The 13653-nt window shown below is 68.5% G+C and carries 14 protein-coding genes; all 14 read right to left on the bottom strand.

Annotation, left to right across the window (positions count from 1 at the left end; all coding sequences use genetic code 11):
• Positions 1–35: 35 nt before the first annotated feature.
• The 14 genes from D0Y85_RS19800 to D0Y85_RS19865 all read right to left on the bottom strand — a co-directional run bounded on the left by D0Y85_RS19800 (position 36) and on the right by D0Y85_RS19865 (position 13611).
• On the bottom strand, positions 36–2381 hold the full coding sequence (locus D0Y85_RS19800; protein ID WP_117311724.1) for an MMPL family transporter: 2346 nt from the start codon (positions 2379–2381) through the stop codon (positions 36–38).
• Positions 2374–3003: an outer membrane lipoprotein carrier protein LolA gene (locus D0Y85_RS19805; protein ID WP_025878001.1), complete on the bottom strand. Its 630-nt coding sequence runs from the start codon at positions 3001–3003 to the stop codon at positions 2374–2376. The genes D0Y85_RS19800 and D0Y85_RS19805 overlap by 8 nt, the downstream gene beginning before the upstream one ends.
• Positions 3000–3431 (bottom strand): acyl-CoA thioesterase, encoded by a 432-nt coding sequence (locus tag D0Y85_RS19810; RefSeq protein ID WP_117311725.1) that lies wholly within the window; start codon positions 3429–3431, stop codon positions 3000–3002. Before D0Y85_RS19810 ends, D0Y85_RS19805 begins: the two co-directional genes overlap by 4 nt.
• On the bottom strand, positions 3418–4968 hold the full coding sequence (locus D0Y85_RS19815; protein WP_117311726.1) for an aromatic amino acid ammonia-lyase: 1551 nt from the start codon (positions 4966–4968) through the stop codon (positions 3418–3420). The genes D0Y85_RS19810 and D0Y85_RS19815 overlap by 14 nt, the downstream gene beginning before the upstream one ends.
• On the bottom strand, positions 4958–5899 hold the full coding sequence (locus tag D0Y85_RS19820; RefSeq protein WP_117311727.1) for an acyltransferase: 942 nt from the start codon (positions 5897–5899) through the stop codon (positions 4958–4960). Before D0Y85_RS19820 ends, D0Y85_RS19815 begins: the two co-directional genes overlap by 11 nt.
• A gap of 1 nt (position 5900) precedes the next feature.
• Complete coding sequence (locus tag D0Y85_RS19825; protein ID WP_117311728.1) at positions 5901–6671, bottom strand: glycosyltransferase family 2 protein; 771 nt, start codon at positions 6669–6671, stop codon at positions 5901–5903.
• Complete coding sequence (locus tag D0Y85_RS19830; RefSeq protein WP_117311729.1) at positions 6661–8349, bottom strand: AMP-binding protein; 1689 nt, start codon at positions 8347–8349, stop codon at positions 6661–6663. Before D0Y85_RS19830 ends, D0Y85_RS19825 begins: the two co-directional genes overlap by 11 nt.
• Complete coding sequence (locus D0Y85_RS19835) at positions 8342–8893, bottom strand: hypothetical protein (RefSeq protein WP_117312000.1); 552 nt, start codon at positions 8891–8893, stop codon at positions 8342–8344. Before D0Y85_RS19835 ends, D0Y85_RS19830 begins: the two co-directional genes overlap by 8 nt.
• A gap of 22 nt (positions 8894–8915) precedes the next feature.
• Positions 8916–9173: an acyl carrier protein gene (locus D0Y85_RS19840; RefSeq protein ID WP_025878014.1), complete on the bottom strand. Its 258-nt coding sequence runs from the start codon at positions 9171–9173 to the stop codon at positions 8916–8918.
• Between the two features lie 16 nt (positions 9174–9189).
• Positions 9190–9447 (bottom strand): phosphopantetheine-binding protein, encoded by a 258-nt coding sequence (locus D0Y85_RS19845; RefSeq protein ID WP_005411610.1) that lies wholly within the window; start codon positions 9445–9447, stop codon positions 9190–9192.
• Complete coding sequence (locus D0Y85_RS19850) at positions 9434–10231, bottom strand: lysophospholipid acyltransferase family protein (protein WP_117311730.1); 798 nt, start codon at positions 10229–10231, stop codon at positions 9434–9436. The genes D0Y85_RS19845 and D0Y85_RS19850 overlap by 14 nt, the downstream gene beginning before the upstream one ends.
• A complete protein-coding gene (locus D0Y85_RS19855; RefSeq protein WP_117311731.1) occupies positions 10224–10970 on the bottom strand; it encodes a beta-ketoacyl synthase chain length factor in 747 nt (248 codons plus the stop codon). The genes D0Y85_RS19850 and D0Y85_RS19855 overlap by 8 nt, the downstream gene beginning before the upstream one ends.
• Positions 10971–11198: 228 nt before the next feature.
• Positions 11199–12212, bottom strand: a complete 1014-nt coding sequence (gene cydB, locus D0Y85_RS19860; protein ID WP_117311732.1) for a cytochrome d ubiquinol oxidase subunit II — start codon at positions 12210–12212, stop codon at positions 11199–11201.
• A 1-nt stretch (position 12213) separates the two neighbouring features.
• Positions 12214–13611, bottom strand: coding sequence for a cytochrome ubiquinol oxidase subunit I (locus tag D0Y85_RS19865; protein WP_117311733.1), 1398 nt, complete (start codon positions 13609–13611; stop codon positions 12214–12216).
• Positions 13612–13653: the final 42 nt, after the last annotated feature.

Consider the following 13653-nt stretch of genomic DNA (forward strand, 5'->3'; position numbering starts at 1 on the left):
GGAAAAGCGGAGGAATCGGAATGAAGCGTGCCCGGTCAGGCCGGCGGAGCGTCATGCGGTGGCGGCCGGAACAGCGGCGAGATCAGCCACACCAGGCCGATGCCGAACAGCAGGGTGAGCCCGAACGCGCGCAGCGCCGGCGTCTGCGAAAGACCCAGCAGGCCGAACGACAGCCAGGTGCTGGCCGCACCCACGCATACCGCCAGCCAGGCGCTGGCATCGCCGCGGTGCTCGATCAGGAAGATGCCGTAGTCGATGCCCATGCCCAGCAGCAGCATCAGCGCCAGCACGTTGAACAGCTGCAGCGGCTGGCCGAACAGGCCGAGCAATCCAAGGGTGAGTGCACCGGCCACCAGGGTCGGTGCGAATACGCGCCAGGCCTGGCGCCGGTAGCGCAGCCACAGGGCGCCGAACACCAGCACGATGCCGACCAGCAGCAGGCCGCCCATCAGCTTGCGGTAGTGGCCCAGCAGCTGCGAGAAATCGGCCGTACGGTCGACCCAGCGCACGCCGTCCAGGCCTTCGGCAGCGCCGCGCAGGGTGGCCAGTGCATCGGCACGCGACAGGTCATCGACCATCACCACGCTGATCATCTGCCCGCCCACGTTGCCGACCCACAGGTGGCGGAACGGCTGCGACGCCGGCGAGGCGAGGAAGGCCTCGGCGCTCAGCGGCGCCGCTGCGAATGCGGGGCGCTGCAGGGGCTCGCCCACCGCTTCGCCCACGGCGGCCAGCACGCCGGGTTCCAGCCTGGCGGTCAACGCCGCATCGGCCTGCTGCCGCGCGGGCGATGGCAACCAGTCACTGATTGCGCGGTAACCGCCGATGCGCTTGTCGTGGGTCAGTTCACGCAGGCGCGTGGTCAGCGCTTCTTCGCGCTGCAGCAGTTGTGCGGTATCGCTGCCCTGCACCAGGTAGAACTGCGCCGGGCTGGGCATGCCCAGCAACTGGCTGAGACGGATCTGCTGGGCCATCAGCGCCGGCGGCGAGGACTGCAGGCTGCGCAGGTCGTCGTTGCTCTGCAGGCGGGCGATGCCGATGACCGACACCAGCGCGGCCACGCCGAGGAAGATCGCCACCGGGCGACGCCCGTGCAGGCGCGGGAAACGCTCCAGCGTGTTGCCCAGCCACTGCGCGAAGCGGGTGGTACGGATCTCGCCACCGTCCAGCCACGGGAACCAGAAGATCACCGTGAGGAAGGCAGCGGCCAGCCCCACCACCGAGAACAGCGCCATCTGCCGCAGGCCGGGGAACGGCGCCAGGCCCAGCGCCAGGTACGCCAGCGCACTGGTCAGCAGCGCCAGCCACAGGCCCGGCAGCAGATGCCGCAGCAGCTTCCAGCGACGGTCGGCCGGCTCGGCCTGGCGCGAAGCGAACCAGTGGATGCCGTAGTCCTCGGCCACGCCAACCAGCGAGGCACCGAACACCAGGGTCAGCACATGCACCTTGTCGAACACCAGCACGGTCACCGCCAGCGCCACGCCACAACCGATCAGCAACGAAGCGGCAACCAGCAGGATCGGCCGCAGCGAGCGGAACGCCAGCCACACCAGCAGCAGCACCGCCGCCAGCGAGCCCCAGCCGATGGTGTTGATCTCCTGGTTAGCCTGCACGGCAGCCGCTTCGGCGTGCAACGGCACGCCGGCATGCAGGATCTCCAGATCCGGCGCAGCGGCCTTGGCCGCCTGTCCGGCGCGTTCGAGCAGGCCATCGAGATGACGCTCGCCATCGAGCCTGAAGGCCGAGCCCGGCGTATCGAACTGCAGCGCCGCCCAGTGCTTGCCTTCGGCCTCGAGCAGGCCGTCATCGCCCAGGCGCAGGCCGGAGCCCTGGGCCTGCTGCTGCCACCACTGCGGCCACAGCAACAGCGGATCCTGCCGCCACTCGGTCAACTGCGGCGCGCCCATCGGGCCGTACAGCGCGCCGAGTGCCTGTTCGGCCAACGCACCGGGTTCGGCCTGCTGCAACTGCTCGCGCTGGGCCGGGGTCAGCAGGCGATCGCGGTACGGTGCGTAGAACGCACGCGCCTCATCGAACCAGCCTTCGATCGAACCACTGGGCACCAGCAGCGCGCTGTCGGCATCACTGGCCATCGCCGCGGCGAACGCGGCCTGCGCGCGCTTGGCAGCGGCACCGTCGGTACTGCCGAGCAGCACCACCACCTGCCGCGAGCTGCCATCGGCGATGCGCCGGGTGACGTCGCTGAGCAGGCGGTCGTGCGCGTCCTGCGGCAGCAGGGCAAGGATGTCGGTGTCGATCCGCGACTCCTGGCTCCACAGGCGCCACTGCTGCGCACCCAGCACCAGCAACAGCAGCAGCCAGGCGATACCCAGCCAGTGCCACCCGCGGCGCAGGCGATCCGGTGCGGCGCTGTCACTCAAAGCGGCGCGCCTCGTCGGCGTTCAACGTGGCCGGCGCTTCGCTCAGCGCAGTGAACTGGATGCGGGTGCGATCCTGGTTGGCTTCGATGATCTCGACCTGGCGCACGTAGCGGTCGCCCTGCAGCGTCAGCGACTGGAAGGCCTTGGCCAGCATCGCCGACTTCGGCGTCAGCTTCAGGCGCCAGCCCTGCCCTTCACGGGTGGCCTCGACGTTGAACTGGCTGGACAGTGCCTGCACGTCACCGCTCATCAACGCGAACATGATCGCGTTGACCGAGCGCATCGCCGGCTGCTGGCGCGCGTCCAGTTCGACGCGGGTGCTGCCATCGCGCTGGCGGCTGAGGATGCGGTCGGCAGTGACCACCACCTCCGACGGGAACGGCTTGAGCGTGGACCAGATCACGCCGTGCTTGCGCGCGACCACGAACTGGCCCTGCGAACGCAGCGGGTTCTTGAAACCGCTGACCTGCTTTTCCTGGGTGAACTGACCGCGCAGCACGTCCGGTCGGGCGACTGCCTGGGTGATGGCATCGACGGCAGCATCGGCCGCCTGCACCAGCGGTGCGGCCACCAGCAGCAGCGCGCACAGCAGCACGCGCGGAAGACGAGGGGACCGGTTCACGGGGCAGGCACTCCAAGACGCTGCCACAGCACCGGCGGGCACTGGTACAGCATTTCCTTGCTGGCCGCGTCGACCGCGACCTGGATGGTCATTGCGCGGGTCAGCACCTGGCCGCTTTCCGCATCGAGGATCTCGTAGTCGATCTTCAGCCGGTTCTCCCACTCGACGATACGCGAGCGCACGCGCAGCGCCTGGCCGAACAGCAGCGGCCGCACGTACTTCACCCGCGCATCGACCACCGGCCACAGGTAGCCCGATTCGAGCATCTGCGGATAGTCGTAGTCGTAGCGCTTCAGCAACGCGCAGCGTGCGATCTCGAAGTACTTGAAGTAGTTGCCGTGCCAGACCACGTTCATCGGATCGCAGTCATGGAAAGCAGGGGCCAGCTCGACCTCGCCGACCAGTTCGTTACCTTCATTCACCGACATACAGCTCCCAGCGTTGCGCGCGGATCTCCACCAGCAGTTCCCGCAGTTCGCGATCCAGCGCGCGGTCTTCTTCGACCAGGGCGATGCGCTGCCCCAGGTCGGCGTACATGTCGGCCAGACTGCCATGCAGCTGCGCGTTCATGCCAACCCGTTCGCGCAGCGCCAGGCCTTGGCGGGCGGCGATCAGCATGGCCGCCACCACCTGTTCAGTCAGCTCGATCACGCGCAGGCAGTCGCGCGCGGCGATGGTGCCCATGCTGACCTTGTCCTGGTTGTGGCATTCGGTGGACCGCGAGAACACCGAGGCCGGCATGGTCTGCTTCAGGGCCTCGGCCGTCCACGCCGACACGCTGATCTGCAGCGCCTTCAGGCCATGGTTGATCGGCGCGCGCGGGCCGGTGGCCGCCGACAGGTTGGCCGGCAGGCCGTGGTTGTAGCGGGCGTCGACCACCAGCGCCAGCTGCCGGTCGAGCAGGTCGGCGATGTTGGCAACCGTATTCTTCAGCGTGTCCATCGCCAGCGCGATGTGCCCGCCGTAGAAGTGGCCACCGTGCAGGATGCGCTCGCCGTCGGCATCGATCAGCGGGTTGTCGTTGGCGCTGTTCAGTTCGGTTTCGATCAACTGGCGCAGGAACGGCAGGGTGTCTTCCAGCACGCCGATCACGTGCGGCGCGCAGCGCAGCGAGTAGCGGTCCTGCAGGCGCTGCTCGTTGCGCGGCGGACGCTCGCTGTGCAGGTCGCTGCGCAGGCGTGCGGCAATGCGCGACTGCCCGGGGTGGGGCTTGGCGGCGAACAGGGTTTCATCGAAATGGTGCGCGTTGCCGTCGCTGGACAGCACGTTGAACGCGGTCAGGCGCGTGGCCATGCGCGCCAGGTAATCGGCGCGCTGCCAGGCCAGGCAGGCCAGGCCGGTCATCACCGCCGTGCCGTTCATGATCGCCAGACCTTCCTTCGGTCGCAGCTTCAGCGGCGTCATGCCGATCTTCGCCAGCACCTCGGCAGCCGGCTGCACGCGGCCGTCGTGCAGCACCTCGCGTTCGCCGCACAGCACGGCCGCCACGTACGACAGCGGGGTCAGGTCGCCACTGGCGCCCACCGAGCCTTCGGCCGGGATCAACGGCAGCACATCGTGCTGCAGCAGCGTGGCCAGGCCTTCCAGCAACGGCACGCTGACGCCGGACATGCCACGCACCAGCGAGGCCAGGCGCGCGGCCAGCACGGCGCGGGTCTCGGCCGGGTCCAGGTAACGGCCCAGGCCGCAGCCATGGTAGGTATACAGGTGGTGCGGCAGCTCGGCGACCAGTGCCGGTGGGATGTTCACCGTGCACGAATCGCCGTAGCCGGTGGTCACGCCATAGATGACGCCATCCTCGCGCAGCAGGCGGTCGAGGAAGTCGGCACCCCGCTGGATATGTGCGCGGAACGCCGGCACATCACTCAGCGCGGCCTCGCATTTGCGCTGGGCCAGGGCGACCACGTCTTCGATGGTCAGCGGTGCATCGCCGAAACGGCACACGGGTACGGCGTCAATCGTCATGAGGAGCCTGATCCCAGAAGGGGAAGAAATTGAACCAGTCCAGCGGGGACTGGATGACCTGGAGTTCCAGCCAGCGCGCGAAGCGCTGCGCCTGTTCGGCCAGTGCGGCATCGCGCAAACCGCGCGGCAGCACCACGCGGTCGGCGAACTGTTCGAAGGCCACCCGATAGCCGTCGCCCTGGTGCAGGCACGACATCGTGTAGACCGGGCAGCCGAGCGCGGCCGCCAGCACGTAGGCGCCGATCGGGAACGGCGCGCGGTGGCCGAGGAAATCCGCCATCACGCTGCGCCCGCCCTGCACCGGCACGCGGTCGCCAACGATGGCGACGAAGCCACCCGAGGCGACCTTGTCGGCCAGCATCATCGCCGTGGCCGGGCCCATCTCGGTAACCTGCACCAGCTCCACCGCGGCCAGCGGGTCCAGCCGCTGCAACAACCGGTTGAAGCGCTGCGCGTGCGCGGTATGCACCAGCACGGTGATGCGGAAGCCCGGCACCTGCTCGGCCAGCACCTGGCACAGTTCCAGGCAGCCGATATGTGCGGTCAGGATCAGGCCGCCTTCACGGCGCGCGATCCTGCCCAGCACCAGGTCACGCTGCAGGCGGATGCGCTCGGGCGGATAGCGGCCGCCGAGGCCGAGAATCTTGTCCAGCATCGTGTCGGCGAAGCTGAAGAAGTGGCGCAGGCTGTCGCGCCGGGTGGGCGCATGGCCCAGCGCACCGGCATGGGTCTGCAGCCGCTGCAGGTACTGCATCGAGGCCTGGCGACCGACGCGGTTGCCCAGCCAGTGGCAGGCCACGACCGGCCACACGCAGAGGTGGAACGGCCAGCGCCCGAACCAGCGGTGCACCCAGCACAGGAACAGCACGCCGGCCACCGACGTGGACTCGCCGATGTCGGCCCAGTGCGGGGCGTCGTGCGCGCGGCTCATCTCAGCCCTGCCCCTGCAGGCGGCGCCACAGCAGGCGCGGCGCGCGCCAGAGCATGCCGAAGAACAGCCGGGTATGCATGCGGCTGATGCGCACGTTGTCGCGCCACACATCGAAATGCGAAACGCCGTCGGCGGGATAGGTCACCCGCGTAGCCAGGTGGTCGACCGGTACCTGCCGCCAGTACAGGCGCACCATCACTTCGGTGTCGAAATCCATGCGCCGGCCGATGGTTTCCTCGCCGACCAGGCGCAGCACCGGCGGCAGCGGATACACGCGGAATCCACACATGGTGTCGCGCAGGTGCAGCGACAGCGTGTTGATCCACACCCAGATGTGGGTGGCGTAGCGACCATACAGGCGCGCCTTCGGCACACTGGCATCGTAGGCGGGAATGCCGCAGATCACGGCGTCCGGCCGCGCGCGGGCGGCGTCGATGAAGCGCGGCAGGTCGCCGGTATCGTGCTGGCCGTCGGCATCGATCTGCAGCACATGGGTATACCCACGACGCTGCGCTTCAGCGAACCCGGCCAGCATCGCACCGCCCTTGCCCTGGTTCACGTCCAGCCGCAGCAGGTCGACCCCCGCTCGCTGCGCCAGTTGCCGCAGCACCACCGCGCAGGACGGCTGCGAGCCATCGTCGACCAGCAGGCAGGGCAGGCCCGCAGCCTGCACGCCATCGACGACCGCGCCGATGGCGTGTTCGTGGTCGTACACGGGAATGACCACCAGCGGCGCGAACGCGCCGCCAGCGATGGCCGGCTCAGTGCGCATCGGCGAAAACCACCCTGCCGCTGGCGTGTACGCCATGCACGGAGGTGTAGCGGAATGTGAGCAGGCCGCGCCCGGTGTCCCACTCCAGGTGCAGGGTCAGCTCGTCGCCGGGTCGGGCCACGTGCTGGAACTTCACTGCATCCATGCGCTGGAAACCAACGGGCAGCACGAAGGCCTGTCGGCCGAAGCGCACCGCCCAGTCCAGCTGGGCCACGCCAGGCAGGATCGCCGCCTGCGGGAAATGGCCCTGGAATGCGCGCAGCGCGGGATCCAGCGTCATCCGCAGGGTGGCCGCCGCCTCGTCGCGATTGTCCCAGACCGGCACCGGCATCGTCGGCTGGAACAGCGCCACCAGCGCAGCCTGGGTGACCTTGCCCTGGGCATTGATCGGCAGCGATTCGACCAGGCGCCAGCGCCGCGGCCGGGTGACCGCATCGTGGCCCTGCGCCAGCCGCGCGCCGAGCCGCTGCCCCAGCGCTCGCCGGGCGCTGTCACCGGCGTGTGCCAACGCCGGATCGGCCGGCACTACCACGGCCGCCAGCTGCTCGCGCTGGCCCTGCAGCACCAGCACGCGCACGTCCTCGACTTCTGGATCCTCGCGCAGCGCGCGCTCCAGTGCATCCAGCGAAACGCGGCGTTCTTCGATCTTGACGATGCGGTCGGCACGGCCCAGCAGGCGGAAGCGGCCATCGGCCACTGCTTCCACGCGATCCTGGGTGCGCCACCAGTCCAACGTCTCCAGGTGCGGCGAGGCCACCGCCAGGCAGTCCTCCTCGATCCGCCACTGCACGCCCGGCAACGGCTGCCACGGCGGTGCATCGGTGTCCCAGCGGCGCCAGGCGATGCCACCGGTTTCACTGCTGCCGTAAACCTCGGTGGGCGCTACGCCCAACCATTGGCGGACCTGGCGCGCGGCGTCCTCGGGCAGCGGGCCGCCGGAGGAGAACACCGCGCGCAGGCGGCCGTGCAGGCTGGCCCAGTCGAGCTGCTCGGGCAGGCGCTTGAGATGGGCCGGGGTCGCCACCAGCACCGTGTCGGTACCGGCCAGCGCGCCCACCAGGTCTTCGTGGAAGAAGCGCCGGGGCTGGATCGCACGGCCGGCAGCCAGCGGCCACAGCACGCGGAACAGCAGGCCGTAGATATGCTGGTGGGACACGGTGCCGTGCACCTGGGCCCCATCGAGCTGGGCGCCGAAGGCGGCCTGCAGCGCATCGACTTCGCGCGCCAGCTGGTCCAGCCGCTTGCTGATCGCGCTGGGCTGGCCGGTGCTGCCGGAGGTGAACACGCACAGTTCGCAGGCGCGCTCGTCCAACGGCAGCAACGCCACGTCGGCGGCGACGCTGTTGGTGGCCTGCAACGGCTGGTAATCCACCGACAGGTCACCTGCGAAGCCACTCACCTGCGGCTGCAGCGCCTGCAAGGTCGCAGGCAGGTTGTCGGCGGCCAGGAACACCCGCTTGCCGGCATGCCAGGCACCGAACAACGCCGCAGCGAAGGCCACGGTGTCATCGAAGTAGAGTGCCCAGTCACGACCCTCGGCAGCACTGAAAGCGTCATGCCAGGCCAGTGCGCGATGGCGGAAGGCGATGTGGTTGAGGGCACTGCCATCGCAGATCCCGATCTCACGGCCGGGCTGCGCCGCGATCAGCAGCCGATCCAGGGCAATCCAGTCAGCCATGCGCGTGCGCTGCCTTGACCCGACGCCGTACCAGCCATTCGCCCCCGAACAACAATCCCATCATCACGTACGCCAACATTCCGTTGTAGAGCATCCAGACCCGGTCCGACGCATACAGCGCGGTGAGCAGGGCGAGACCACCATTGAGAACGAAAAAGCCGCACCACACCTGGGTGACGCGGCGGGTATAGGCCACCGCGAACGGTGGCAGGTCCGGCTCCTGCAGCCGCGCCAGGCGTTCCACCAGCGGCGGACCGAAGCGCAGGCTGGTGGCGAACACCGTCAGCATCACCACGTTCACCAGCGCCGGGTACAGCTTCAGCGGCAGGGCCTGGTTGAGCACGGTGGCCAGCCCGGCCAGCAGGCCCGCGCCGGCCGCGGCAGCCCACCACAGGGGCTGGCGGCTGCTCAGCGCGCGCAGCAGGGCCAGCGCGAACAGCAGCAGCGACAGCCAGCGCGGCTCGAAGCGGCCCATCGCCACGTAGACCAGCACCGGATAGGCAAGCGAAATCGCTGCCACCACGACCATGCGTGCCCGTGCCATGGTCGCGGCGTCCGTGCTGCTGTCAGGCAGCGGCCTGACCGGGCAGCAGGCCATGCACGACATCAACGATGTCCTGCACGGTGCGCACGGCCTTGAACGCTTCAGGCTGCAGGTTGCGGCCGAGCAGCGGCTTGAGCTGCACGATCAGGTCCACGGCATCGATGCTGTCGATGTCCAGGTCGTCGTACAGGCGCGATTCCGGGCTGATCCGCGCCGGCTCGATCTCGAAGCTGTCGGTCAGGATGCGGACGATGCGCTCGAACAGTTCATTCTTGGTCATGGCAGTTCCTGGCGCCTTACGACTGGCGGGCGGCGACGAACTCGCCGAGCGCGCGCACGCTGGAGAAATGGCGACGGGTTTCTTCCGAGTCGGCCGAGAGGCTGACACCGTACTTCTTCTGCAGCGCCAGGCCCAGTTCCAGCGCATCGATCGAGTCCAGGCCGAGGCCTTCCACGAACAGCGGCGCGGTCGGATCGATGTCCTCCGGGGTGATGTCCTCCAGTGAAAGCGAGGAAATGATCAATTCCTTGATCTCGTGCTCAAGTGCTTGCACGGGTCGGATCTCCAGACAGGTCGAAATAACGAGTGAGGTGGTCGGTGACGCGACGGGCCGCCAGGGCATCCCCCCTCGGCGAGTCATCTTCGGCCAGGAACGGCGCGATCGGGATATCTTCGCCGATCTGCAGCTGAACGTGAAAACGACGTGAGGGCACACGATACCACTTCTGGCCCTTGGTCAACGTCGGCGGGGTGCAGGTGATGCGCACCGGGGTGATGTCCAGGCGCCCGCGCACGGCGATGTTGGCCGCGCCGCGCTGCAGCCGCAGCGGCTGTCCCGGCACGCTGCGGGTGCCTTCCGGGAAGATCACCAGGGTGCCGCCGGCATGCACGGCGGCCGCGCAGTCATCGACCAGCCCAGCGCCGTCGTCATTGGAGATGTAGCCGGCGGCACGTACCGGCCCGCGCATGAACGGGTTGCAGGCCACGGCGCGCTTGACCACGCAGTCGGCGTTGGGCAGCAGGGCGATCAGGCAGACCACGTCGATCAGGGTCGGGTGGTTGGCCAGCACCAGCAGGCCGTCGCGCTGCAGGCGTTCGCGCCCGTCGACCTGCAGGGTCATCACCCCCAGCCGGCACATCAGCCACACGTGGCTGGCGAAGGCGCGCTGGACCAGCCGGCGGGCCCGGCGGCGACGCGCCACCGGATCACGCATCAACAGCAGCACCGGCATCACCAGCACGCCCAGCAGCAAGCCACCAATACCGAACGCGGCGAAGCTCAGGCCGGTGCCGAACACCCGCCAGGCATGGTCAAGGCGGCGCAGCGCCTCAGCCACGGCGGCGCCAGGACCAGCGCTGGCCTTGGCTCACATGCTGCAGCGCCGGGTCCCCGGCCAGCAGGAAGCGGTGCAGGTCCAGCGCATGCGGCAACAGGCCCGGGGCGGTCGGATCGGCGTCGCCGGCGACCTGCCAGGACAGCGAAAGATCGGTGCCACCGGCAGTACCGGCGGCTGCCAGGCGCCAGCACCAGGCGAAGAACGGGTCGGGTTCGTCGGCGAATTCAGCGTAAACGTCAGGCAACGGCGACTCATAGATCACGATCCGGACTTCACTGGCACCATCACCGAGCAGGCCGACGGCCTCCAGGCAGGCTGCTTCCACCGTCGACTGGCCAGCGGACAGCGCCAGGTAGTTGCCACGGTGGCCGCGGGCGATCGAATACAGCGCGGCGATCGCGTTGTGCACCGACAGGCCGAATCCGGTGGGCGACAGCGGCTGATCGGCCGCCAGCGAGCCCAGCAGGTCCATCGAACGGGCGACGTCGCCATGGCGGCTGGCAAACACCAGCGGCACCTGGCTGTCAGCGCCCTGCCCGTCCTCGCACCAGCACGCGGCCTGGATCGCCATGCGCCCCAGCCGTTCGATGCGGCGGCGCTGCATGGCCGGAATCTCGGCCAGGGCCGGCGTGTCCTCGCCCTGCGGCAGGAACGGCGCTCCGGCCCAGCCGATCCATTGGCTACGCTCGGTCAGGCCAGGCGCCCAGGCGGCCCAGTCGACAACGGAAAATTCGATCATTACCGGTGATGTTTCAATGGGCGAACGAGAGTCTCGAGCCATTACGGCGACACGCGGCTGCCCCCCATTCCTGCAGCCATGCATCCGTCCAGGACGTCGCCGGCTGCCCCCCTGGCTGCCGGAAAGGAGCGCACGCTAGCACGTCCGACACAGGGATGACATGTTTCACAAAGCACAACGGGGAGCGGTCAGCGACCGCCCCCGCTTGGACCGATCCAGCGAGCCGGGTCAGTGGTAGCCGGCGTCGGCACGCACCTTGCCGCGGAACACCCGGTAGGACCACGCCGTGTAGCCGAGGATCACCGGCAGCAGCACCACCAGCCCCACCAGGGTGAAGCCCAGTGACGAGGCCGGCGCGGCGGCCTGCCACAGGGTCATCGACGGCGGCAGCAGGTACGGCCACATGCCCAGCACCAGGCCGGCGAAGCCGAGCACGAACAAGGCCAGGCTGAGCAGGAACGGCGGCAGGTCGCGACGCGGATGGGTGGCACTGCGCCACAGCGCGATGGCCACCGCCAAGGTCAGCAGCGGTACCGGCGACAACCACCAGAAGTTGCCGTCGCTGAACCAACGGTCCATCAGGCGCGACTGCAGGAACGGCAGCCAGCTGCTGACCAGGCCCATCGCCGCGATCACCGCCACCACCAGCGGGCGGGTCATCTGCCGGGCCAGCGCCTGCACGCGGCCTTCGGTCTTCAGGATCAGCCAGGTACTGCCCAGCAGTGCGTAACCGGCCACCAGCGCGGCACCGGTCAGCATCGCGAACGGGCTGAACCAGCCGAACGGTCCGCCCTGATAGACGCCGTCCACCAGCGGGATGCCCTGCACCAGGGTGCCGAGGATCACGCCCTGGGCAAACGTGGCCAGCAGCGAACCGAGGCCGAACGCCACGCTCCACAGCCGGCGCGATCGATGCGCCTTGAAGCGGAACTCGAACGCCACGCCGCGGAACACCAGCGCCACCACCAGCAGCAGCACCGGCAGGTACAGCGCCGACAACAACACCGCATAGGCCTTCGGGAACGCCGCCAGCAGGCCGGCGCCACCCAGCACCAGCCAGGTCTCGTTGCCGTCCCAGATCGGCGCGGCCGTGTTCATCATCAGGTCCAGTTGTTCCTCGTCCTCGGCGAACGGGGCGAGGATGCCGATGCCGAGCACGAAACCGTCCAGCACCACGTACATCAGCACGCCGAAACCGATCACCGCGAACCATGCCACCGGCAGCCAGGTCATCAGGTCCATGTCAGCGCTCCTCCAGCGGTTCGTCGGCGGCCGACAGCGGCCGCGCCGGGGTGTGGCTGCCATGGTCCAGCGACGGGCCTTCGTCGTACGGCTGCGGGCCATGGCGCAGGATCTTCACCAGGTACCAGATGCCCCAGCCGAACACGAAGGCATAGCCGATCACATAGACACCCAGCGACAGCGCGGTCATCCATGCACTCTGCGGGCCAACGGCATCGGCGGTGCGCAGCACGCCATAGACCACCCACGGCTGCCGCCCCATCTCGGTGACGAACCAGCCCGACAGCAGCGCGATGAAGCCACTGGGCAGCATCCAGTTCCAGCCACGCAGCAGCCACGGCGAGGCCAGCAGCTTCTTCCGCCACAGCTGGAAGGCCGAGACCCAGGCCAGCACCAGCATCAGCGTGCCCAGCCCGACCATGATGCGGAAGGCGAAGAACACCGGCGTCACCGGCGGCCGTTCGCTGGCCGGCACCGACGTCAGCGGATCGAACGTACCGTCCAGGGTGTGGGTGAGGATCACGCTGCCGAGCTTGGGAATGGCGACCTCAAAATCGTTGCGCTCCTCCTTCTCGTTGGGCAGCGCGAACACCACCAGCGGCACGCCCTCGCCTTCCTTGGTCTCATGCCAGTGCGCTTCCATCGCCGCGATCTTCATCGGCTGGTGCTTGAGCGTGTTCAGGCCATGCATGTCGCCGACGAAGATCTGCACCGGCACGGTCAGCGCCGCGAATGCCACCGCCGCGATCAGCATCCGCCGCCCCGCTTCCACGTGCGTTCCCCTGCGCAGATACCACGCGCCCACACCACCGATCACGAAACAGGTGGTGATGAACGAACCCAGCGCCATGTGCGCCAGCCGGTACGGGAAGGACGGGTTGAACACCACCTGCCACCAGTCGACCGGATGCACGATGCCGTTGACCATCTCGTAGCCGGCCGGCGTATGCAGCCAGCTGTTGGACGAGAGGATCCAGAAGGTAGAGAACAGCGTGCCCAGCGCCACCATGCAGGTGGACAGGAAATGCAGCCGCGGCGACACCCGGCCCCAGCCGAACATCATCACGCCGAGGAAGCTGGCTTCCAGGAAGAACGCGGTCAGCACTTCGTAGGTCAGCAGCGGTCCGATGACCGTACCGGCCACTTCGCTCAGCCGCGGCCAGTTGGTGCCGAACTGGAAGGCCATGACGATGCCGCTGACCACGCCCATGCCGAAGGACACCGCGAAGATCTTCTGCCAGAAGAAATACAACTCGCGCCAGACGGGCAGCCTGGTGCGCAGCCAGCGCCATTCGATGAAGGCCAGCCAGCTGGCCGTACCGATGGTGAAGGCCGGGAACAGCACGTGGAAACTGATGACGAATCCGAACTGGATCCGGGACAACAACAACGCGTCCAAGGGACGCCTCCTGCCAGGTGCCGGTGGGATACCAGACCACTT

The organism is Stenotrophomonas sp. G4, assembly GCF_003428825.1.
Classification (GTDB): Bacteria; Pseudomonadota; Gammaproteobacteria; order Xanthomonadales; family Xanthomonadaceae; genus Stenotrophomonas; species Stenotrophomonas indicatrix.

Excerpts from the sequence above, each read along its gene's own strand:
- D0Y85_RS19855 (WP_117311731.1), bottom strand. The coding sequence starts at position 10,970 with ATGATCGAATTTTCCGTTGTCGACTGGGCCGCCTGGGCGCCTGGCCTG.
- D0Y85_RS19820 (WP_117311727.1), bottom strand. The coding sequence starts at position 5,899 with ATGAGCCGCGCGCACGACGCCCCGCACTGGGCCGACATCGGCGAGTCC.
- D0Y85_RS19810 (WP_117311725.1), bottom strand. The coding sequence starts at position 3,431 with ATGTCGGTGAATGAAGGTAACGAACTGGTCGGCGAGGTCGAGCTGGCC.
- D0Y85_RS19840 (WP_025878014.1), bottom strand. The coding sequence starts at position 9,173 with ATGACCAAGAATGAACTGTTCGAGCGCATCGTCCGCATCCTGACCGAC.
- D0Y85_RS19830 (WP_117311729.1), bottom strand. The coding sequence starts at position 8,349 with ATGGCTGACTGGATTGCCCTGGATCGGCTGCTGATCGCGGCGCAGCCC.
- D0Y85_RS19815 (WP_117311726.1), bottom strand. The coding sequence starts at position 4,968 with ATGACGATTGACGCCGTACCCGTGTGCCGTTTCGGCGATGCACCGCTG.
- D0Y85_RS19835 (WP_117312000.1), bottom strand. The coding sequence starts at position 8,893 with ATGGCACGGGCACGCATGGTCGTGGTGGCAGCGATTTCGCTTGCCTAT.
- D0Y85_RS19825 (WP_117311728.1), bottom strand. The coding sequence starts at position 6,671 with ATGCGCACTGAGCCGGCCATCGCTGGCGGCGCGTTCGCGCCGCTGGTG.
- cydB (WP_117311732.1), bottom strand. The coding sequence starts at position 12,212 with ATGGACCTGATGACCTGGCTGCCGGTGGCATGGTTCGCGGTGATCGGT.